At 64.9% G+C, this 21,275-nt stretch carries 23 protein-coding genes and 1 pseudogene; 13 read left to right on the top strand and 11 right to left on the bottom strand.

The features are described from left to right. Positions 1-66: 66 nt before the first annotated feature. The 3 genes from AC3A35_RS21895 to AC3A35_RS21885 form a co-directional block, all read right to left on the bottom strand. Complete coding sequence (locus AC3A35_RS21895; RefSeq protein ID WP_487438501.1) at positions 67-831, bottom strand: SDR family NAD(P)-dependent oxidoreductase; 765 nt, start codon at positions 829-831, stop codon at positions 67-69. Positions 832-945: 114 nt separating this feature from the next. Then, on the bottom strand, positions 946-1,947 hold the full coding sequence (locus AC3A35_RS21890; RefSeq protein WP_487438500.1) for a transketolase family protein: 1,002 nt from the start codon (positions 1,945-1,947) through the stop codon (positions 946-948). Further along, a complete protein-coding gene (locus tag AC3A35_RS21885; protein WP_487438498.1) occupies positions 1,944-2,789 on the bottom strand; it encodes a transketolase in 846 nt (281 codons plus the stop codon). Before AC3A35_RS21885 ends, AC3A35_RS21890 begins: the two co-directional genes overlap by 4 nt. Positions 2,790-2,987: 198 nt before the next feature. Between AC3A35_RS21885 and gcvA the strand changes: the two genes are divergently transcribed. Next, positions 2,988-3,893 carry a transcriptional regulator GcvA gene (gene gcvA, locus AC3A35_RS21880; protein WP_487438497.1) on the top strand — a complete coding sequence of 302 codons (906 nt, stop codon included), beginning with the start codon at positions 2,988-2,990 and terminating at the stop codon, positions 3,891-3,893. Between the two features lie 548 nt (positions 3,894-4,441). On the opposite strand, the gene AC3A35_RS21875 is transcribed toward gcvA, so the two are convergent. From AC3A35_RS21875 to AC3A35_RS21860, 4 genes and pseudogenes are all read right to left on the bottom strand, one after another. Continuing rightward, complete coding sequence (locus AC3A35_RS21875; protein WP_487438495.1) at positions 4,442-4,726, bottom strand: integration host factor subunit beta; 285 nt, start codon at positions 4,724-4,726, stop codon at positions 4,442-4,444. A 331-nt stretch (positions 4,727-5,057) separates the two neighbouring features. After that, entirely contained in the window at positions 5,058-5,492 is a 435-nt protein-coding gene (locus AC3A35_RS21870) for a TA system VapC family ribonuclease toxin (RefSeq protein WP_487438494.1), read from the bottom strand. Positions 5,493-5,495: 3 nt separating this feature from the next. Then, positions 5,496-5,735 (bottom strand): DUF6364 family protein, encoded by a 240-nt coding sequence (locus tag AC3A35_RS21865; protein ID WP_487438493.1) that lies wholly within the window; start codon positions 5,733-5,735, stop codon positions 5,496-5,498. A gap of 211 nt (positions 5,736-5,946) precedes the next feature. Then, a pseudogene (locus AC3A35_RS21860) lies at positions 5,947-7,080 on the bottom strand (putative bifunctional diguanylate cyclase/phosphodiesterase). 70 nt (positions 7,081-7,150) lie between these two features. On the opposite strand from AC3A35_RS21860, the gene AC3A35_RS21855 reads away from it, so the two are divergent. Both AC3A35_RS21855 and AC3A35_RS21850 read left to right on the top strand, forming a co-directional pair. Then, the gene (locus tag AC3A35_RS21855) at positions 7,151-7,387 is read left to right on the top strand and encodes an AbrB/MazE/SpoVT family DNA-binding domain-containing protein (protein ID WP_487438492.1); all 237 of its coding nucleotides are present in this window, start codon (positions 7,151-7,153) and stop codon (positions 7,385-7,387) included. After that, entirely contained in the window at positions 7,381-7,707 is a 327-nt protein-coding gene (locus AC3A35_RS21850; protein ID WP_487438491.1) for a type II toxin-antitoxin system PemK/MazF family toxin, read from the top strand. Before AC3A35_RS21855 ends, AC3A35_RS21850 begins: the two co-directional genes overlap by 7 nt. A 428-nt stretch (positions 7,708-8,135) precedes the next feature. Here the strand turns inward: AC3A35_RS21850 and AC3A35_RS21845 are convergent, their stop codons facing one another. The 3 genes from AC3A35_RS21845 to cobA all read right to left on the bottom strand — a co-directional run bounded on the left by AC3A35_RS21845 (position 8,136) and on the right by cobA (position 10,981). Beyond that, positions 8,136-9,014, bottom strand: coding sequence for a class I SAM-dependent methyltransferase (locus tag AC3A35_RS21845; RefSeq protein ID WP_487438490.1), 879 nt, complete (start codon positions 9,012-9,014; stop codon positions 8,136-8,138). Next, positions 9,007-10,086, bottom strand: coding sequence for a type I glyceraldehyde-3-phosphate dehydrogenase (locus AC3A35_RS21840; protein ID WP_487438489.1), 1,080 nt, complete (start codon positions 10,084-10,086; stop codon positions 9,007-9,009). The genes AC3A35_RS21845 and AC3A35_RS21840 overlap by 8 nt, the downstream gene beginning before the upstream one ends. Positions 10,087-10,186: 100 nt before the next feature. Beyond that, on the bottom strand, positions 10,187-10,981 hold the full coding sequence (cobA, locus tag AC3A35_RS21835; RefSeq protein WP_487438488.1) for a uroporphyrinogen-III C-methyltransferase: 795 nt from the start codon (positions 10,979-10,981) through the stop codon (positions 10,187-10,189). Positions 10,982-11,284: 303 nt separating this feature from the next. Here cobA and AC3A35_RS21830 point away from each other — a divergent pair, with 303 nt between their 5' ends. The 9 genes from AC3A35_RS21830 to ahbB (AC3A35_RS21790) all read left to right on the top strand — a co-directional run bounded on the left by AC3A35_RS21830 (position 11,285) and on the right by ahbB (AC3A35_RS21790) (position 18,726). Continuing rightward, the gene (locus AC3A35_RS21830) at positions 11,285-12,964 is read left to right on the top strand and encodes a cytochrome D1 domain-containing protein (RefSeq protein WP_487438487.1); all 1,680 of its coding nucleotides are present in this window, start codon (positions 11,285-11,287) and stop codon (positions 12,962-12,964) included. A 64-nt stretch (positions 12,965-13,028) separates the two neighbouring features. Continuing rightward, positions 13,029-13,640: a NapC/NirT family cytochrome c gene (locus AC3A35_RS21825; protein WP_487438486.1), complete on the top strand. Its 612-nt coding sequence runs from the start codon at positions 13,029-13,031 to the stop codon at positions 13,638-13,640. Between the two features lie 48 nt (positions 13,641-13,688). Next, positions 13,689-14,564 (top strand): ethylbenzene dehydrogenase-related protein, encoded by an 876-nt coding sequence (locus AC3A35_RS21820; protein ID WP_487438485.1) that lies wholly within the window; start codon positions 13,689-13,691, stop codon positions 14,562-14,564. Positions 14,565-14,662: 98 nt separating this feature from the next. Continuing rightward, complete coding sequence (locus tag AC3A35_RS21815; protein ID WP_487438484.1) at positions 14,663-14,989, top strand: plastocyanin/azurin family copper-binding protein; 327 nt, start codon at positions 14,663-14,665, stop codon at positions 14,987-14,989. A gap of 92 nt (positions 14,990-15,081) precedes the next feature. After that, positions 15,082-15,450: a c-type cytochrome gene (locus tag AC3A35_RS21810; protein WP_487438483.1), complete on the top strand. Its 369-nt coding sequence runs from the start codon at positions 15,082-15,084 to the stop codon at positions 15,448-15,450. 18 nt (positions 15,451-15,468) lie between these two features. Beyond that, a complete protein-coding gene (locus AC3A35_RS21805) occupies positions 15,469-16,683 on the top strand; it encodes a cytochrome D1 domain-containing protein (RefSeq protein WP_487438481.1) in 1,215 nt (404 codons plus the stop codon). Between the two features lie 3 nt (positions 16,684-16,686). Then, the gene (ahbB, locus tag AC3A35_RS21800) at positions 16,687-17,718 is read left to right on the top strand and encodes a siroheme decarboxylase subunit beta (RefSeq protein ID WP_487438480.1); all 1,032 of its coding nucleotides are present in this window, start codon (positions 16,687-16,689) and stop codon (positions 17,716-17,718) included. After that, positions 17,711-18,205: an Lrp/AsnC family transcriptional regulator gene (locus AC3A35_RS21795; protein ID WP_487438478.1), complete on the top strand. Its 495-nt coding sequence runs from the start codon at positions 17,711-17,713 to the stop codon at positions 18,203-18,205. The genes ahbB (AC3A35_RS21800) and AC3A35_RS21795 overlap by 8 nt, the downstream gene beginning before the upstream one ends. Further along, positions 18,205-18,726 (top strand): siroheme decarboxylase subunit beta, encoded by a 522-nt coding sequence (gene ahbB / locus AC3A35_RS21790; RefSeq protein WP_487438477.1) that lies wholly within the window; start codon positions 18,205-18,207, stop codon positions 18,724-18,726. The genes AC3A35_RS21795 and ahbB (AC3A35_RS21790) overlap by 1 nt, the downstream gene beginning before the upstream one ends. Positions 18,727-18,852: 126 nt before the next feature. On the opposite strand, the gene hflX is transcribed toward ahbB (AC3A35_RS21790), so the two are convergent. Next, the gene (gene hflX / locus AC3A35_RS21785) at positions 18,853-20,196 is read right to left on the bottom strand and encodes a GTPase HflX (protein WP_487438475.1); all 1,344 of its coding nucleotides are present in this window, start codon (positions 20,194-20,196) and stop codon (positions 18,853-18,855) included. Positions 20,197-20,498: 302 nt separating this feature from the next. On the opposite strand from hflX, the gene AC3A35_RS21780 reads away from it, so the two are divergent. Beyond that, positions 20,499-21,182, top strand: coding sequence for a hypothetical protein (locus AC3A35_RS21780; protein WP_487438473.1), 684 nt, complete (start codon positions 20,499-20,501; stop codon positions 21,180-21,182). Positions 21,183-21,275: the final 93 nt, after the last annotated feature.

Raw genomic sequence — 21,275 nt, 5'->3', positions numbered from 1 at the left:
CATCCGTCATCTAAGCGAGCAAGCGCGGGAGCCGCTCGTATGAGGCGCTACGTTGTTGCAGTCCGCTCAACCGTGGATGAGCATGCCGCCATTGACGTCGATCACCGCCCCGGTGATGTAGGACGACAGGTCCGATGCCAGGAACAGGTAGGCACCGGCCACCTCCTCGGCATTGCCCAGGCGATTGAGGGGAATGCCCGCGGCGATCTCGGCCTTCTTTTCGTCGCTGAGCTTGCCGGTGCTGATGTCGGTCTGAATCAGGCCCGGGGTGACGCAGTTGAAGCGGATGTTGTCGGGGCCGAATTCGCGCGCCATCGCCTTGGCCAGGCCAAGCACGCCCGCCTTCGCGGCCGAATAGTGGGGGCCACCGAGGATGCCGCCGCCGCGCTGGGCCGACACCGAAGACATGCATGCGACCGAACCGCCGCCCTGCTTCTTCATCTGCGGGATCACCGCCTGCGACAGGTAAAGCACGCCGCGCAGATTGACGTCGAGGATGCGGTCCCAGCTTGCGGGGTCGATCTCCAGGGTCTTGACCGCCTGGGTGATACCGGCGTTGTTGATCAGGATGTCGATGCGCCCGAGTTCGGCGACGGCACGTTCGGCCGCCCGTGCGCAGGCGCCCTGGTCGGTGACATTGCACTGGTAGCCGCGATGTTCCGGACCGATCGAAGCGGCCGCTTCGATGGCGGCGGCTTCATCGAGATCGAGAATCACGACCCGGGCACCGTGCCTGGCGAAGACGCGGGCGGTGGCGAGGCCGATTCCGCGGGCGGATGCCGCACCGGAGATCAGCGCGACCTTGCCTTCGAGAAGAAGTGTGTTGTTCATTCAGAATGTCCTTTTGAGTGGCGCCCAGCCGGGCGCGGTTTCAGGCAGAAATTGACGCGGTTCCGGGTGGTCCGGTCGGGCGCTGCGCCGACGCGTGCCCCCGGTGAAAGCCGCTTACCCGAGCCAGGTCTTGATGGTTGTTGCCATCACCTTGGTGGAGATGCCATAGCGGTCGTGCAGGGTCGGCAGGGCACCGGCGTCGAGGAAGGCGTCCGGCAGCGCAATCTGGCGGAACTGAGGGGTGACCCCGGCGCGCAGCAGTTCGGTGGCGACGGCTTCGCCCAGACCGCCGATCGTCGTATGGTTCTCGGCGACGACGACCAGGCGCCCGGAGCGGCCCGCCTCGCGCAGGATGGTCGAGGTGTCGAGCGGCTTGATCGTGGGGACATGAAGTACCCCGACGTCGACGCGGTCGGCTTCGAGTTCCTTGGCGACCTCGAGTGCACGCATGGTCATGATCCCCGAAGAGATCACCAGCACATCGCGGCCGTCGCGCAGCAGCTTGGCCTTGCCGAGTTCGAACTTGTAGTCGTACTCGTCAAGCACCAGCGGCACGTTGCCGCGCAGCAGCCGCATATAGACCGGCCCCTTATGGTCGGCGACCGCAGACACCATCTGTTCGATGTCGAGTGCGTCGCACGGGTCGATCACGGTCATGCCCGGCATGGCGCGCATCAGGGCCAGATCCTCGGCGGCCTGGTGGCTCGGGCCGTAGCCGGTGGTCAGGCCCGGCAGGGCGCAGGCGATCTTCACGTTCAGATTGTCTTCGGCAATCGTCTGATGCATGAAGTCGTAGGCGCGGCGGGTGGCGAAGACGGCATAGGTGGTCACGAAGGGCATCGCGCCTTCATGCGCGAGTCCGGCGGCGGCGCCCATCAGCAGCTGCTCGGCCATGCCCATCTGGTAGAAGCGATCGGGATAGGCTTGGCCGAAGATGTGCAGGTCGGTGTATTTGGCCAGGTCGGCAGTCATGCCGACAATTTCGGGCCGTTCGGCGGCCAGCTTCACCAGGGCGTGACCAAACGGCGCGGCCTGGGTGCGCTGCCCTTCGCTCGCGATCGAGGCGATCATTGCCGAGGTCTTGAGCTTGGGTTTCTGTGCGACGTTGTTGCTCATGCGTTTCTCCCGGCTTCCAGTGCTGCGAGGGCGAGTTGCCATTCGTGTCCATCGACACGGATGAAGTGGTTCTTTTCGCGGGCTTCGAGGAAGGGCACGCCGCAGCCCATGCGGGTGTCGGCGATGATCATGCGCGGCTGGGGGAGCGGGTGATTGCGCGCGGTGTCGAACGCCTTGATCACGGCGTCGAGGTCGTTGCCGTCGATGCGCTGGGTGAACCAGCCGAAGGCTTCCATCTTTTCGGTCAGCGGCTCGAAGGCCATGATCTGGCTCGAGGGGCCGTCGGCCTGCTGGTTATTCACATCGACGATGGCGATCAGGTTGTCCAGCTTCCAGTGCGCGGCCGACATCAGGCCCTCCCACACCGCGCCTTCGTCGAGTTCGCCGTCCGAGAACAGCGTATAGACGAAAGCCTTCGAGCCCTTGCGCTTCAGGCCGAGACCCCGGCCCACCGCGATGGTCAAACCCTGGCCGAGCGAACCGCCCGACATCTCCATCCCCGGCGTGTAGCTCGCCATGCCCGACATCGGCAGACGGCTGTCGTCGCTACCGTAGGTTTCCAGCTCTTCCTGTGGAACGATGCCGGCCTCGAGCAGCGCCGCATACAGTGCGATCGCATAGTGACCGTTCGACAGGAGGAAACGGTCGCGTCCTTCCCAGGCCGGATCCTCCGGTCGATAGCTCATGGCCCCGAAGTAGGACACCGCCAGCACATCGGCGATATCCAGGGCCTGCCCGATGTAGCCCTGACCCTGCACCTCGCCCATCAGCAGCGCGTTGCGCCGGATGCGGTAGGCGCGCTCTGCCAGTTCGGCGCGGGTTGCGGTTGCGTTTTGATCCACGCGGTTCTCCTTTGTTGGACCCGGTCCCTGAAGTCCAGGTCGGTTCGTTGTGCTCGGTTGGAGAGGGGGCTCTCCTTGATCGCCGACACCTTTTTTTGAAGTGGCCGGCGAGTGAGTGAAAGCTTATCTCCTTGATTTTTCGCGCTCAAACGAATATTTATGGCCTTATAGGTGAACTGATCTCATGGAAGTGTTGCTATGCACAATAGGGTCTCCCTCCGCTCGGTACAGGCGTTCGAGGCCGCTGCGCGGCTGTCGTCTTTTGCGCTTGCAGCAGAAGAATTGTTCGTCACACCCTCCGCCGTGAGTCACCAGATCAAGCTTCTCGAGGAGCAATTCGGGGTGCGCCTGTTCCACCGGGTACACCGGGCGGTCGTGCTGACGGACGCAGGCAGGCTGTATGCGGAGGAGGTGTCCGCCGCCTTTGGAAAGATCGAAATGGCGACGCGCGAACTGGGACGCACGGCCAAGAGCGACATTCTTACGGTGCATTCCACTCCGAGTTTCGCGACGCAGTGGCTGATGCCGCGACTTGCACGCTTCAGCGCCTTGCAGCCGGATATCGACGTGCGGCTGAACGCCTCCTATCCTCCGCCGGCCGACTTGTTGATCCAGGGCGTGGACATCGACATTCGCTACGGGACGAAGCGGCTCCAGCCCGCGGGCACGATGGTGCTGCTCTTCCCGCCCGAAACCATCGTGCCGCTGTGCTCGCCCGCACTTGTAAACGGCGTACATCCAATTCATTCGCCAGACGACCTTCGTCACCACACGCTGATTCACAGCGAGGTCTGTCTGATCAGCTGGCGCGACTGGATGCGGCAGCATCGCAAGGTACCGCTCGATATCTCCCGCGGGCCTCGCTTCGATCGCTCATTCATGGCAATCAGTGCTGCAGTGGACGGTTTGGGCGTATGTCTCGAGAGCCTGCTGCTCGTACAGCGCGAGCTCGAAACGGGAAAGCTCGTCGCTCCCCTGGGGCTGGAGGGGCCCAAGGTTCAGGGTTACACGTTCAACTTGCTGAAATCACGCGCAGATCTGCCCAAGATTCGGAGCTTTCAGGACTGGATGTTTCATGAGCTGGAAAAGAGCGGCCGCCCTTGATCCCTGATCTGTCGGGTCGTGCCTCATCGTCGCTTGATGGGTAACCGTCCGTTGCGAAGCAGATTGGATTCAGCGGTCGACAACGTCCCTGAGCAAGCCGAAGGACACGCGCCAGCCCTGGTCGTCACAATCGACGCTGGCGGTCTGAGGGTCGATCGTCATCCCTACCTCGTTACTCACCAAAATCTCGCGGGTAGGTGCCGTAGATCAATTTGGCACAGGGGGCCCAACAACGATGCGCCGGGGCAGAACCGCCACGTCTGTCGCACCTGCCGGAAATCTACCGCAAGCTATTCCGCTACGCGGAACTCAAAGGGCTGAGCGCGCAGTCGGCGCGCCTGACACTGCTGCTCGACACCGGGCCAGCGCCGATCCCCTTGCACGTCGTCAGCCCGTTCATGGACGCCGGTGCGCGCGACGACGGAGAAAGCGGTTGCCGCGTGCAGGGACGACGCCTGGGTGTCGCGGATGGGTCAGCCGATGCCGCCCTTGAAGGACGTCGCCGGTTCGCGTTGACGCGTCTGCTGTCGGTGATCGAGGGGCGGCGATCAGCTCGCCGTCGTCACCCGTTCGCGCAATTCCTTGCCGGCCTTGAAGGCGGGCACCCATTTCGCCGGGACCACAACCGGCTCGCCAGTCTTCGGGTTGTGCGCCCTGCGGGAAGGGCGGCGATGCAGGCTGAAGCTGCCGAATCCGCGAATCTCGACCCGGTCGCCGCGGCGCAGGGTGGCGCGGATGGCGTTGAGAATCACTGCCGCCGCCATTTCGGCATCCTTCTGCACGAGTTGTGGGAAGCGTTCAGCGAGTCGGGCGGCAAGTTCGGTGCGGGTCATGGCGGCATCTTAACCGTAGCCGCCGCCGACAAGAATTTTCGTGGGGTTGAGGAGAACCAATGCGGCGCGAACATGCCGTCGCCCGGCTGGCTGCGCAACTGCGCCGGCTGGCCGACCATTGCCGGTGTTGATGCTGCAAGGGAGCTTCTCGCACGAACCGCCCGGCACGCTGTCCCTCTTCCGGTTGCTGGGCGGACGGCATCCGGTGCATGTGGCCGAACGCATCGAGCAGGTGGCGCTCACCGCTGCCGGTCGGCACGCGCGCCGTATTCTCCTGCCTGCCCACGGGCTTTCGCGGCATTTGCGATGGCCTCGGAAACCGCCCCGGGGGTCAGCCGGAGAGCCGCGTGAACTGGGCTCTTCGCAGCAGACGCTTGAAATCGGCGTCGAAACTGGTCACATGCTCGCCTTGATGGAGGGCGGCGGCAGCCAGCCAGGCATCGGGAATGTCATTGGCAGCGAGCGCCTTGTCGGCGCACAGCTTGCGTAGCCTTGGCCACTCGGCGCCCAACTCGGGTTGTTCCACGCCCGGCGCGCTCAACAGCGCATCGACGAAGCGCAGCGCTTCGGCTATGGGCGTCGGCTGGATGAATATCCGCGGATGCGTCACCAGCCGCAGGAAGCTGGCAATCACCATGGGCTGCAACTTCAGCGGCGTGCCTTGGCCCGCGGCGACGATGGCCTGTTCCAGCCAACTGCGGGCGGCCGCGTGATGGGGGTGGTCGCTGCGCGATGCAGCGACCAGGACGTTGACGTCGGGTGTCATGGATTACGCGTCTTGATCGGCAGCATCCAGCAGGGCCTTGTTGCTCCGTCCGTCGAGCCCGGGAACCAGCCCGCCCTGACCGCGGAAGACCGGCAGGCGAACGGGTTTGGCGGGCGCGCGCTGGGCGCGCAGACGCAACTGCAAACCTTCTTCGATCAGGCGGGTCAGGCTGGTGTGCTGCTGGGCCGCAAAGGCTTTGGCTTCGGTCAGCAACGCGTCGTTCAGATTGAGGGTCGTCTTCATGGCCACTCCTCGGAAAGAGGTTCAATACAGATTTCTGTATTCTATTCCTCGGCCGCCCGGATCGCAATTGAGCTCAGGGCGGACGGACGCCGCGAATCGCGGCGCCCCCAGCTCTACATCGCAGTCGGCATCTCGGGGGCGATCCTTTCACTTCGCAATGTTTGCTCTGAGTTCGTCAGTGGGCTGCTGCAGAGGGGGGAGTCATCGTGAATCATCGTCTTGAAGGCTCAGATGTTTTGCCGAAGTACGCCTCAGTAAACGCGGTCGGGGGCAAGCCTCGGCCGAGTAGGTGACCCTGCACAAGGTCGCAGCCCATACCCCGAACGAGGTCGCACTGCATCTGAGTCTCGACGCCTTCAACGATGACTTCCAGATCCAGATGGTGGGCGAGCGAGACGATTCCGCCGACGATCGCGGCGTCCACACCGACAGCAGCGAGGTCGGTGACGAAGCTGCGGTCGACCTTGAGGATATCGACAGGCATGTGCCTGAGATAGCTGAGCGAAGCGTAGCCGGTGCCGAAGTCGTCGATCGCAAGGCGAACGCCCAGGCGCTTGAGGCGGTGGAGGTTGTCGATCGCGACGCTTTGAGGATCCAGCTACACGCTTTCGGTGATCTCGACGACGAGGTCGTCGGCCTGCAGGCCGATGCGGTCGAGCGCGGTGGCGACCATGTCGGCGATGCCCCTATCCTGCAACTGGTCGGCGGAGAAGTTGACGGCGACCCGCAGGAAGTGGCCGGCGTCGCGCCACGCCTTGAGCTGCGCGCACGCGCTGTCGAGCACCCAAGCGCCGATCGGCCCGATGAGACCGATTTCCTCTGCAATTGGAATGAACGTGTCCGGGCCGATCAGCCCGTGCGACGGGTGCTGCCAACGCACAAGCGCTTCGACGGCGACCATGCGGCCGGTCGCCGCCTCCATCTCGGGCTGGTAGTGGAGCACCAGTTCCCCGTGATCGATGGCGTGGTGCAGATCACTTTCGAGCCGCAGATGCTCGCGGGCGCTTCTCTCCATTGCAGCCTCATAGAACGCCAGTCGGTGGCTTGAGCGCTTCGCGCGGTACATCGCGGCCTCGGCATGGCGGAGGAGGGTGCCCGCGTCGTCGCCGTCGCTCGGATGAACGGCGATTCCGATGCTGGCCGTGACGAAGATGTCGTGGCCGTCGAGCACATAGGGCTTCGCGAGCTCGGTCGTGATCGTCCGAGCGGCCGACGCGGCGATGCGAGGGGAGACATTCTCGAGCACCACGGCGAATTCGTCGCCCCCGAGGCGCGCGACGTAGGTGCCGGCACCGACCGCACGCACGAGGCGGCGACTGCTTGCTTGCAGCAGACGGTCGCCCACGTGGTGCCCGGGCTTGTGCGAATGGTCCTGCTCTGATGTAATAACGTTGTTATTACGCAAGGAGCGCGACATGCGCACGACACTGAGGAAAATCGGAAACTCGCGCGGAGTGCTCATTCCGGCGGCGCTGCTGGCCGAGTGCGGGATTGCCAATGACATCGAACTGCACCTGGAGGGCAGCCGTATCGTGATCGAGCCCGCACGGCCGGCGCGGGCGGGGTGGTTCGAGGGTTATCGGGCCGACCAGGATGACGATGCGTGGCGCGACCTGCCGCCTGCGGCCGACAGCGGGGAGTGGGAATGGTGAAGGCGGGTGCCAGGGTGAGCCGGGGAGAGGTCTACTGGGTGAATCTCGACCCCACGGTCGGCACCGAGATTCAGAAGACGCGGCCGGCGCTGGTGATCTCGCCCGATGACATGAACGCGGCGCTGCCGCAGGTGATCGTGGCGCCGATCACAAGTAAGGGCCAGCCGCTGGGGTGTCGCCCCGAAACCGAGTTCAACGGCAAGCCTGCGCGCATCCTGCTGGATCAGGTCCGCTGCGTGGACAAGGTGCGGCTGGTGGGCAAGCTCGGCGAGATCAAGCCCGCCGTGTGGCACGGGGTGTTGCTGCAGATGCTGGAGTAGGCGCGCGCCGTCCTCGGCGAAACGGCTGGCGGCCGCGCTGCGCAGTCGATGGCGGCCGCTCGTGCGCCTGGGCAACGTGGTGAAGTGCCTGGGCGAGCAGGTCGAGGCGGCCGACGTCGAGGTCTCCCCCGGCTTTGCCGGCGCCGAGATCCTCAGGCGATCGCCCACTTCGAATACCCGAAAGACGTTCTACAATCCGTCGGTTCCACCAGGAACAGCGCGGTGTGCAGCCCTGTGGATAACTCGCTTTTGTAGATTGAATCGCGCCGTAACTGCATGATTTATTACATTCTGGCCTATGATTGTGGCTCCAAAGGTCACCGGTTCAAAACCGGTATGTCGCCCCAAGCTACACAAGGGCTTGCGCCCCAAGAAAACAGCCCGAAAGGGCGGTTTTCTTTTTTGCGTCTGCATCCGATCGCTCGGGCTTACCAGGGCTTGAACGCCAATGCAAAACCGCCATGGCCGAAGAAGCGTGCCAGATCGCGGAAGTCATACTGTTGTCGCGCACTGAGCGCGGCATAACTCGCCCGAGCCGCCACAAGGGCGGTCGTGCCCGGTGTGTGCGAGCGGGTGCTGCGGATTGCCACCAGGAAGGGAACGAGAAAGGTCCGCTTGATCCGCACTGCATCGCCGAATATGCTGCTGGCGTTGCGAATCTCGTCGAGGCTGAATGCGGCGCGCAGTGAATTGTAGTAGTCGTCGGTGAACAGGGGCGGCTGAATTGCCTTGCGTTCGGTGGCGAAGAATTCCTGCGTCTTGTCGCGCTTGAGGCGCCCGAAATCCACCAGATAGATTCCACCACCCGGCTTCAGGATGCGCCGAACTTCGTGCACGGTGCGTTCGAGCGCTGCCACGTCGGCCAGATGGTGCAGCGACATGGTCGAGATCACCGCGTCGGCCGACGCAGTGTCGATGTTGCCGAGCGCACTCATGTCGCCTTTCTGCAGGCGAACGTTGTCGATGTGCTGGCGGGCGAGGGTATCTGCGGCCAGCGCGAGCATCGAGTCGGCGGCATCGATGCCGATGAAGTGGCAATCGGGGTGCAGCCGTGCGATCAACGCGAGCTGGATCGCCGGGCCGCAGCCGAGATCCACCACCCGTGCGCCCGCCGGGATGACGGCGCTGGCCTGGATCGCGTGGTAGAGATAGGTGTGCGCAAGGATACCGTCCTCGGCGCCAGCCTTCATGAAGGCGGTCGCGCAGGCGGCGTCCGCCATCACCAGTTCCGGCTCCGGAATACGCGGCTGGCGCTGGCGCGAGTACAGATCCAGCGCCAGATTCAACAGCAATCGCGGGCTAGGCATCGGTCCCGCTCGGGTTGACCGGCAAACTCAGCCAGTGACGGGTGACATCGAGCATGCGGTTGGCGAAGCCCCACTCGTTGTCGAACCACACCAGCAGGTTCACCATGCGCGGCCCGCACGAACGTGTCTGGCTGCCATCGACGATGGCCGAATGGGTGTCGTGATTGAAATCGATCGAAGCGTGGGTTTCGTCCGACCATGCGATCAGGCCGGCATACGGTCCGTCAGCGGCGTGCCGGAGCAGGGCGTTGACCCGGGCGGCGTTGGCGTCCTCACCCAGCGTCAGCACCATGTCGATCGCCGACACGTTGTGGGTCGGGACCCGGATCGCCTTGGCGTGTACGCGGCCGGCCAGCTCGGGCAGCAGCCGCTCCACACCGCGCGCGAGTCCGGTCGAGACCGGGATGATGGATTGCATCGCCGAGCGCGTGCGACGCAGATCGGAATGATGGTAGCCGTCGATCAGGGGCTGGTCGTTCATCACCGAGTGCAGGGTGGTGAGCAGCACCTGCTCGAGCCCCAGTTCGCGATGCAGCAGGTCCAGTACCGGCACCACCGCATTGGTGGTGCATGAGGCGTTGGAAACGAGGCGCTCGTGTCCGCTCAGACTCGCATGATTGATGCCGAACACGACGGTGGCATCGACGTCGGCGGCACTATTGCCCGGGTGGGACAGCAGCAGTCTGGGGCAGCCCGCGCCGAGGAAGCGCTGCAACTGGGCGCGCTCGCCGTATTGTCCGGAGCACTCCACCACCAGATCCAGCTCCAGGCCGGCCCAGTCGACGCCTTCGGGCGTCATGGCGTGGGAAACCGCGATCATTTCGTCGTCGATCAGCAGGGCGTCGTCGTCGGCGGTAACCCGGCCGGGAAAGCGGCCATGGGTGGAGTCGAAGCGGGTCAGGTAGGCGATGCTGGCCAGATCGGCCGGCTCGTTGATCGCGACCACCCTGAACTGGTCGCGGAGTCCGGACTCGTGCAGTGCGCGGAGAAAGCAGCGACCGATACGGCCGTAGCCGTTGATCGCGATGCGGATCGGGGGAGTACGGGTTGACGCCACGTTCGGGCCTGCCATGGGAGATTTCGGGACAAGCGCCGGATTCTACAGGCGAAGTGCTCGCAACCCCAGTACGGGACAGGGGTCGGGCTCGGGCCGGGAAAAGCGGTCGGCCGGGTCAGGCGTGCTCGGCCGTCGTGTGCCCGGGGAGATTCATCAGCAGCGGGTGCAACTCGACGACGGTGCCGACCACGATCAGGCTCGGGGTCTTTAGCGCGGCTGCACGCACCTCGGCAGGAAGCGTCGCCAGGGTGCTGGTCACGATGCGCTGTCGCGGCGTGGTTGCCGCATGGACCACCGCTGCCGGGGTGGTGGCCGGCAGGCCGTGGGCGGTCAATTCGGCGCAGATGATCTCCAGTGCGCCGAGACCCATGTAGATCACCACCGTCTGGTGCGGACGTGCGAGGGCGGTCCAGTCCAGATCGACCGTGCCTTCCTTCAGGTGACCGGTGGCGAACACCACGGTCTGGGCGTGATCGCGATGGGTCAGTGGAATGCCTGTACAGGCCGCCATGCCTGCCGCAGCGGTGACGCCGGGCACGATCTCGCAGGCGATGCCACAGGCCACGAGTTCCTGCATTTCCTCGCCGCCGCGACCGAAAATGAACGGGTCGCCGCCCTTCAGACGAACCACGTTCAGCCCCCGGCGCGCGAGATCGACCAGCAACTGGTTGATTTCTTCCTGCGGCAGCGCGTGGTTGCCCGCTTTCTTGCCGGCATAGATACGAAGCGCAGAGGGTTTGGCGAGATCGAGGATGGTCTCGCCCACCAACTGGTCGTACACGATCGCGTCGGCCTCCGCGATGCGGCGGGCGGCGCGCAGGGTAAGGAGTTCGGGGTCACCGGGGCCGGCACCGACGAGCGCAACCTTGCCCGTGCCGAGGGTGCGGTGATCTTCTGAGCGCATATCCATGATTTTTCCCCCACCTGTTGAGTGCATGCGACCACTTGCATGTCCGCGGTCGATGTAAGCCTTGCTGTTGATGAACGTGGGTAGCGTCACAGGCCGGCGTCCGGTCAGGGGGGCGGAGCCCGGTGGCGATGCGACGAAATAGGCGGGCATGTCCCACTCTCCTGGGCCGTTGGCATTGAACCCACTCTATCAGCAGGGGTGAAGTGCTGAAATTGACGCAGGTTAAAGACGCACAAATCGTGGGGGAACATAGTCCGCTTCGGCAAATGAAGGCCGAATGCGGCTATTACTTGGGGGAATGTCATGCATATCAAAGGGATGATCGGGGCGTTTGCGCTGGCTGCGCTTCCGCTGGCCATGAGCAGCGCTTGGGCGGCTTCCGCGCCGGAAATGACGGCGGACGAAAAGGCCAAGGCCAAGCAGATCTATTTCGAGCGTTGCGCCGGGTGTCACGGTGTGTTGCGCAAGGGCGCAACCGGCAAGAACCTCGAGCCGCAGTGGGAGAAGACTCTGGCCGACGGCACCAAGCTCGAGGGCGGTACGCTCAAGCTCGGCACCGAGCGCCTCGAGAAGATCATCGCCTACGGAACCGAAGGCGGGATGGTCAATTACGACGACATCCTGGGCAAGGATGAAATCAATCTGATGGCGCGCTACATCCAGAACACGCCGGATGTGCCGCCCGAGTTCTCGCTGAAGGACATGAAGGACAGCTGGAAGGTGCTCGTTCCGGTTGCCGAGCGTCCGAAGAAGCAGATGAACAAGATCAATCTCAAGAACGTCTTTGCGATCACCCTGCGCGACGCCGGCAAGCTGGCCTTGGTCGACGGCGATACGCACCAGATCTGGAAGGTGCTCGACACCGGCTACGCGGTGCATATCTCGCGCCTGTCCGCGTCCGGTCGCTATGTGTATACCGTGGGTCGTGACGGTCTGACCACCATCATCGACATGTGGTACGAAGAGCCGACGACGGTCGCCACCGTGCGCCTCGGTTCGGATGCGCGTTCGGTCGATACGTCCAAGTTCAAGGGCTACGAGGACAAGTACCTGATCGGCGGCACCTACTGGCCGCCCCAGTACTCGATCATGGACGGTGAGACCCTGGAGCCGATCAAGGTCGTCTCCACCCGCGGCCAGACGGTGGATGGCGAATACCATCCGGAACCCCGTGTGGCTTCCATCGTGGCTTCGCACATCAAGCCGGAATGGGTGGTCAACGTGAAGGAAACGGGCCAGATCCTGCTCGTCGACTACACCGACATCAAGAACCTGAAGACCACCACCATCGAAAGCGCCAAGTTCCTCCATGACGGCGGCTGGGATGCATCCAAGCGCTACTTCATGGTCGCCGCGAATGCCTCGAACAAGGTGGCCGCGGTCGATACCAAGACCGGCAAGCTGGCCGCCCTGGTCGATACCGCGAAGATCCCGCACCCGGGGCGCGGCGCCAACTTCGTCCATCCGCAGTTCGGTCCGGTATGGACCACGGGGCACCTCGGCGCCGACGTGGTCTCGGTGATTTCCACTGCCTCGGACGAAGCCAAGTACGCCAAGTACAAGAGCCACAACTGGAAGGTGGTGCAGGAGCTCAAGATGCCTGGCGCGGGCAACCTGTTCGTGAAGACCCATCCGCAATCCACCCATCTGTGGGCCGATGCGCCGATGAACCCGGAGCGTGAAGTCGCCGAGTCGGTCTATGTGTTCGATCTGAAGGATCTGTCGAAGGAGCCGACCCGTCTCGACGTGGCGAAGGATTCCGGGCTGCCGGAGAGCAAGGCGATTCGCCGCGCGACCCATCCGGAATTCAACCAGGTCGGTGACGAAGTGTGGATCTCGTTGTGGGGCGGCAAGGCCGATCAATCGGCAATCGTCATCTATGACGACAAGACGCTGAAGCTGAAGAAGGTCATTACCGATCCGGCCATCGTGACGCCGACCGGTAAGTTCAACGTGTTCAACACGATGCACGACGTCTATTGATCGGTTTCCGATCGAGCGCCGAGAGCCCCCGTGCCCTGCACGGGGGCCAGCCAAGGATGGATCCATGACAGATCGAGACAGCAAGTCAAAACAAGAACAATCCGGCGGGTATTTCGCCCGTCTGCGCCGCCCGAGCGTGAAGTACTCGCTGGGTGGCCTGTTGGTGGTGGGTTTCGTGGTCGGGGTGTTCTTCTGGGGCGGTTTCAATACCGCCATGGAAGCGACCAATGCGGAGACGTTCTGCATCTCGTGTCACGAGATGGAGAACAACGTCTATCAGGAATACAAGGAAACGATCCACTACAGCAACCGCACCGGCGTGCGTGCGACCTGCCCGGATTGCCATGTACCCAAGGACTGGACGCACAAGATGATCCGCAAGGTCCAGGCCTCGCGCGAAGTGTGGGGCAAGCTTACCGGCACCATCGACACGCGCGAAAAGTTCGAGGCCAAGCGCCTGCAGCTGGCACGCAGCGAATGGGCGCGGATGAAGGCATCCGACTCACGTGAATGCCGCAACTGCCACAGCCTGGACAGCATGAATTCGGAAATGCAGAAGCAGCGTGCGCGCAAGCAGCACGAGATGGCGCGCGAAGACAACATGACCTGCATCGATTGCCACAAGGGGATTGCCCATCACAAACCCGAAGGCATGACCGAGGAAGACGAAGAGTAAACCGTACGCTGCCACGGCAGCGCGCTGATCTCAAAAGGAGAATCAAGCATGAACAGGACGATCATCACCGCAGTGGCCGGCGCGGTCCTCGCGCTCGGCGCGGGCGGCGCCACCGCCGCAGCCCCGGCAGACTGGAGCAAGGTCGCCGCCAAGGACATCACCCTGTTCCATCCCGGCGTCTCGCCGCTGGAATGGATCACCAAGGGCACCGAACACGGTGGCGCCCGCGCGCTGAAGAAAGGCGAGACTTGCGCCGATTGTCATAGCGACGAAACCGGCGACATGGGCAAGAAGATGGCAAGCGGGCAGAAGCTCGAGCCCAGTCCGATTGCAGGCAAGGCGGCGGCGATCCCGGTAAAGGTCCAGGCGGCGCACGACGGCGACACACTCTATCTGCGCTTCTCGTGGACGCAGCCCAAGACGTCGGGTGCGGCAAAGATGGATGACAAGAACCCGGTCAAGATCGCGTTCATGCTCGAGTCCGGCGGCAAGGTCGAACTCGCCGACCAGGCCGGGTGCTGGGCCAGCTGCCATACCGACTCGCGCACCATGCCCGGTGCAGCCGACACCAAGAAGAAGTACGTCAAGGGCGGTTCCCTTGCCGAGGGTCGGTTCTACGATCTGGTGCAGTGGCGCAGCGGCGAGAAGAAGGGTTTCGACGGCCATGTGACCGACACCCGCGTGATGGAAGGCGGCAAGGCGCTGGTGAGCGCCGACGGCAAGCTCGACGGCGACAGCTGGTCGGTGGTGTTCGCGCGCAAGCTGGCCGGCGGCGAGGGCGATGTCACGCTGGAAACGGGCAAGATCTACAACTTCGGCTTCGCGATTCACGACGACAGCGCGGCCGGTCGCTACCACCATGTTTCGCTCGGCTACAAGCTCGGTATCGACGCCAAGGCCGATATCACGGCGGCGAAGCAGTAGATCGCAGCGCACGGCGCAGGCATCGTCACCGTCCCTGCACGGGTGTGGGCGATGCCTTGTGCTTTGGCACGCCGTTTTTCCGGATCGAGGAGCTTTGGATGCGTCCACGCTCGAATGTGGTGTTGTGCTCAGGCGTTCTTGCCCTGAGCCTGCATTTTCCCGTGCCGGCGCTGGCGCACGAGATCGCGGTGGAGAAGTACATGTTCACGCCGTCCGAGTTGACTATCCGGAAGGGTGAAACCGTCACCTGGATCAATCGCGAGAAACGCGTCAGCCATTCGGTGGTCTTTCTCGGAAGCGGCGAAGAATCCGAGCGTTTCTTCCCCGATGAACGGTGGTCGCGCCGGTTCGACACCCCGGGGCGCTACGAGTACCGCTGCGGTCCGCATCCCGAAATGTTGGGCACCATCGTGGTCGCCGAGTGAGCGCCGCCGGACGCTATTGATACGAGTCAAGGCGTTGCGGACTCGGCTGGGGAATCCTGTGCGTCAGCCCGAACGACCTTATGGATGAACCGATGAAGCTGCCCCCCTTGCTCGCCCACGTGCTGGTGTTGATAGCCGCGGCAACCGTGGCTGCACTGGCCTCCGCTGCTGAGCCCGAGCCGGCACGCGCCCGCGACCTCGTCCATCTGGTTCGCCAGGACTGCGGCTCCTGTCACGGTCTCACGCTGGCCGGCGGTCTCGGTCCCGCATTGACCGCGCAAGCCCTCGCCGACAAGCCGGCCGAAGGGCTCGTGGCAACGATCGTCGGCGGGCGTCCCGGCACGCCGATGCCGCCGTTCCGCGGCATCGTCAGCGAGCTCGAGGCGGAGTGGATCGTCGACCAACTGATGCGCGGTTTTCCCGCGGATGGCGGGCCGGCACTTGCCGGTGGCGCAAACTGAAGCACCAGGAGCCGGAACATGTCCGATCGCGAAGTACGCCTCGCCCCGCCGCTGCTGTGGGGCATCCTGTTGCCGGTCATCGTGCTGTTGCTGTCGGCCTGCGCCACCCGGGCACCGTTCGCCCCACTGCGCGGTACCGGCGACCTCGGTGTCGTCATCGAGCGCGCCGATGGCCGGGTGCAGATCGTCGAGACCAGCGGACACAGCGTGCTGGCGAAGGTGGCGGGTCTGGGCGACCTGTCGCATGCCTCGGTGGTGTTCTCGCGTGATGCACGCCATGCCTATGTGTTCGGTCGCGATGGCGGACTGACCAAGGTCGACCTGCTCACCGCCACCATCGTCAGGCGGGTGCTTCAGGCCGGCAATGCGATCGGCGGTGCCATTTCGCAGGACGGACGCATGGTGGTCGCGCAGAATTATGCGCCGGGCGGCATCAAGGCCTTCGACGCCGACACCCTCGAACTGTTGGCCGATGTGCCCGCCGAATACGGCGCCGAAGGCAAGCGTTCCAAGGTGGTCGGCCTCGCCGATCTGCCCGGCAACCGCTTCGCCTACGCGCTGTTCGATGCCGACGAGATCCGGGTCACCGACCTGTCCGATCCGAAGCACCCGAAAACGCAGCGTTACCCGGCGGGTCGCCAGCCCTACGACGGTCTGGTCACGCCGGATGGACGTCATTACATTGCCGGCCTGTTCGGGGAGGACGGGCTGGCCATGCTCGATCTGTGGCAACCGGAGCAGGGCGTGCGCAAGATCCTCGCCGGCTACGGCAGGGGTACCGAGCCGTTGCCGGTGTACAAGATGCCGCACCTGCGCGGCTGGGCGGTGGCGGGCGGTCGAGCCTACCTGCCGGCGATCGGCCGCCACGAAGTGCTGGTCGTCGACACCCGCAGCTGGCAGGAAGTCGCACGCATTCCGGTCAAGAGTCAGCCGGTGTTCGTCATGGCGCGGCCCGACGGCCGCGAGGTGTGGGTGAACTTCGCCTTCCCCGACAACGGCTGGGTGCAGGTAATCGACACCCTCGAGCAGAAGGTGGTCGATACCCTGCAGCCTGGGCGCGCCATCCTGCACATGGAGTTCGCGCCCAGGGGGGAGGCGGTGTGGCTGTCCGCCCGCGACGATAACCGCGTCGTGGTCTATGACACGGCCACGCGCAAGCCTGTGGCGGGCTTCGAGTCGGCCAGCCCGAGCGGCATCTTCTTCACCAGCCGCGCGGCGCGCACCGGGTTCTGAGCGATGCCGCGCACAGCCTGCCTGCCGCACGACGCCGGGGACGCCGGCTTTCGCCTGCTCAATGACTGGCAGCGCGACTTTCCGCTGCTGCCGCGGCCTTTCGCACACATCGGCGACGCGGTCGGCGTTGGCGAACAGGCGGTCATCGAGTCCTATCGCGGCTGGGTGGCGGCGGGGGTGGTCAGCCGGGTCGGGGCGGTCTTTGCCCCGCGCCGGATCGGTGTCGGTGCCCTGGTGGCGCTCGCGGTGCCCGGGGAGCGGCTCGAGGCGGTGGCGGCCAGGGTGAGCGCCGAGCCTGGCGTCAATCACAACTATGAACGCGAGCACGCCTACAACCTGTGGTTCGTCGTCACCGCAGAAGATGCCGCGGCACTGGCACGCATCGTCCGCGACATCGAGGGCGACACCGGGTGCACGGCAATCTGTCTGCCGATGGAGGAAGAGTTCCACATCGATCTCGGGTTCGATCTGACCGGGGTTGCGCGCAAGTGTCTGGCCGGCGCCGGTTCTGCGCCCATGGTCGAGCAAGGTTGTGCGCTGCCCGCGCTCGAACGCAGGCTGTTCGCGGCATTGCAGGGCGGACTGCCGATCGTGGCGGCGCCCTGGGAAGTGCTCGGTCGGCGAGTGGGCTTGAACGAGGGGATGGTGATCGAAACCGTCGAGCGTGCACTCGCCGACGGGCTGATCCGCCGTTTCGGGGTGGTGGTGCGTCATCACGAGCTGGGGATCGGCACCAATGCGATGTGCGTATGGGACGTGCCCGACCGGCTTGCCAGCGAGCTCGGCCGCCGTCTGGCGCTGGAGCCGGCGGTCACCCTGTGTTACCGGCGCCAGCGGGCGGACGGACGCTGGCGCTACAACCTGTTCTGCATGATCCATGGGAGTGCCCGCGAGGCCGTGCTGGCGACCCGCGACGAACTCGCACGGCGCCTCGGGCTCGATCAGTGGCCGCACACCGTGTTGTTCAGCGGTCGGCGGTTCAAGCAGGGCGGGGCACATTATCTGCCGCTTGCCCCGGAGCCCGTCGATGACTGATCAGCGCGGACCCGGACCGCGCGGGGTGGCGGCCACGCGGGCACCGGACGACATCGACCGGCGTCTGATCAATGCCCTGCAAGGCGACTTTCCGCTGGTCGAGGAGCCCTATGCGGCGGTGGGTGCGGCGCTCGGTCTGAGCGCGGACGAGGTCATCGGCCGCCTGCAAAGCCTGCTCGACGCCCGCGTGCTCACCCGCTTCGGCCCGATGTTCCAGATCGAACGCATGGGCGGAGCGTTCTGCCTGGCGGCGATGGCGGTACCGGACGAGGACTGGGCGCGGGTGGTGGAGGCGGTGAATGCCTTCCCCGAGGTTGCCCACAACTATCGTCGCGAACATGTCTTCAATATGTGGTTCGTCCTCGCCACCGCCAGCCCCGGGGGCATTGCCGAGGTCGCGGGCCGGATCGAGGCTGCCACTGGCCTGGCGGTGCACCGCTTCCCGAAGGAGCGTGAGTATTTCGTCGAGATGAGACTGGAGGCCTGATGAGCGAATCGGCGGATTGTGCGGCCGCGGAGGATGACGATCTGGATCGGCGTCTGGTGCTAGCCACCCAGGACGGACTACCGTTGGCCGTGCGCCCCTATGCCGTGCTGGCCGATCGGCTCGGCTGCAGCGAACGGCAGATACGTGATCGACTGGCGGCGATGCTGGCGCGCGGGGCGATACGTCGCATCGGCGCGGTGCCGAATCACTATGCGATCGGGTACACCGCAAACGGCATGAGCGTCTGGGATATCGACGATGCCCGCGTCGACGAGGTCGGCGAACTCGTCGGCGCGCTCGATTTCGTGACCCACTGCTATCGCCGCCCCCGTCAGTTGCCGGACTGGCCCTACAACCTCTTTGCCATGGTTCATGCCGGCAGCCGCGAGGCTGCACTCGGGCGCGTGGAGGATATCGTGGCGCTGATGGATAGCCGTTTTACGGGTGCCTGCCGCAGGCACGACGTGCTCTTTTCCACCGCCATCCTCAAAAAGACCGGCCTGCGTCTGATCGGCGGGTGATGGCAAGGCCGCACGCCGGGTGCACGGCGTGCGGCCTTGCTGCCACCCGCGGGCACCTTTGCACCCCGGCGCGTCCGCCGGGCAGTCCGCTCCCGAGCGCGACCGGACAGCGGCGCCGCGCCGAACTCACTGCACCTGCTCGAACTGCTCGCGCAGGCTGTCCACCGCGTCGCGTTCGCCGCGGAGGCGGAAGAACGCTCCGTCGTCGTCCGCGCGCTCCTCGAGGACCTCGCAGTTGGCGTAGATCTCACGACGCAGCTGTTGCGCCGACCACGGCAGGAACAGTTCGGCTTCGACAAGATGCTGCTGGAAGAACGCGACGATCGCGTGGCGCAGGGTCGCGACCTCGTCCGGGCGGCGGGCGCTCATCACGATGCAATCCGGGTAGTGCGCGCGCAGCGCCGCCTCGCGTTCGGCCTGTGCCGCCACATCGCCGACATGGTCGATCTTGTTGAAGACGCGGATCCGCGGCACGACGTTCGCACCGATCTCCTCGAGCACCTTGTCGGTGACCTCGAGCTGGCGCTCGAAGCCGGGATCGCTCGCATCGATGACGTGGAGCAGCAGCGACGCATCGAGCGCCTCGTCGAGGGTCGACTTGAACGACGCGACGAGCCCGTGTGGCAGGTTCTTGATGAAGCCGACGGTGTCGCTGACGAGCACACGGGGCACGCTTTCCGGGTAGAGGGTGCGCACCGTGGTGTCGAGCGTGGCGAAGAGCTTATTGGCCACCAGCACCTCGCTACCGGTGAGCGCCCGCATCAGCGTGGACTTGCCGGCGTTGGTGTAGCCGACAAGCGCGACGCCCGCAAGTCCCTGCCGTTCTTGCCGCCGCGCGCGCTGGGTCTTGCGCTCGGCATCCATGGCGACGATCTCCAGCTGCAGTTCGGCGATGCGGTCACGGATCTTGCGGCGATCCAGCTCGGTGTGCGATTCGCCGGCGCCGCGGCCGCCGACGCCGCTGCGCTGTCGCCCCTGCGGCCCGGCCAGCTTCGCCGCCTCGCGCAGACGCGGGGCCATGTAGCCGAGGCGGGCGATCTCCACCTGCGCCTTGGCCGCGCGGGAGCGGGCGTTGCGATGGAAGATCTCGAGGATGACCATGGTTCGGTCCATCACCTCGCAGCCGACATCCTTTTCGAGATTGCGCGCCTGCGACGGGGAAATCTCGTGATCGACCAGGATCACGTCGATGGCACCGGCGCCAGGGTCGGCACTGTCCTCCAGACCGTCAAACCCGGCTTCGACATTCACGAAGTGGTGTATCTCCTGGCGCTTGCCGACCCCCAGGTAGGCCGTCCGGTCGAAGCCGGTGCGCTTCTGGACGAAGGTGCGGACGACCTCGAATCCCAGTGTCTTGGCCAGTTCGCGCAGCTCGGTGAGCGATGCCTCGAATTCGACGTCGCTCACGCTCGGCAGTTGTACGGCCGCCACGACGGCACGTCCGGGCTTCTCTTTGACTTCTGTTCGCATTCGGGCATTGCTTCTCTTGAGTGGGCCAGGTCGGATAGTACCTGTCAACGCAACGGTCACCGGCAAGGAGTTGCATCCGCCACGGAGGCCGAACCTGCGGCCGGCCAGGACGGGGTCATCATGGCGGGTCGCGAACCCGCCTCCTTCGTCGATGCGGTGTCCCCGAAAGCGTCCAGCGGCCGGTCGGTCACGGACGCAAGGCCGCTCTGCGTCGCCCCGGAAAGCGGCGCCGGAGGGAGCCGAGAACCGATCGGGCTCCGTTTCATCTAAACGGGTTCCACAACCCGAAGAAGGAGCGTGCCATGCATAGCGCGACGAAGACGTTGACGGTTCTGGCCGGTTCGTTGTTGTTGTGGGGCGCAACGGCAACGACCGCGGTCGGAGCCGACATGTCGTTCTTTATCACCAGCGCCGGACCAGGCGCGGGGGCCGATTTCGGCGGTCTCGAGGGGGCTGACCGGCATTGCCAGTCGCTGGCGGCCGCCGCCGGTGCCGGAAACCGGACCTGGCGCGCCTACCTGAGCACCCAGGGCGCAGCGCTCGACGACCCGAACGCAGTCCACGCACGCGACCGGATCGGCAGCGGCCCGTGGTACAACGCCAAGGGGGTGATGGTCGCCAGGAACGTCGAGGATCTCCACTCGGCCACAGCCAACGTGACCAAGGAAACCGCGTTGGACGAGAAGGGCCAGATCGTGAATGGCCGCACCGATAAGCCCAACCGCCATGACATTCTCACCGGTTCCCGCTCCGACGGAACGGCGTTTCCGCCCAGCCCGCCGTATGCGGACATGACGTGCGGCAACTGGACCAAAGGTGGGGACGAGGGGAGTGCCATGACCGGGCATCACGATCGCTCCGGGCCCGCCTTGCACGCCTGGGCGACGTCCTGGAACTCCTCGCATCCGACCCGGGGCGGTTGCAGTCAGAAGGCACTGCAGGGAACGGGAGGCGACGGGTTGCTCTACTGCTTCGCCGAGAAGTAGCGAACCAGGCAGGGTTCACCGAGCGGAACCGCAAGAGAGGGAAGAAAGGGCCGCAACGCGGCCCTTTCTTCAGAGCGGGTTCGGAACCGTCCA

Source organism: Azoarcus sp. Soil_N_20 (assembly GCF_057656155.1).
This window is presented reverse-complemented; position numbering and strand designations above follow the sequence as displayed.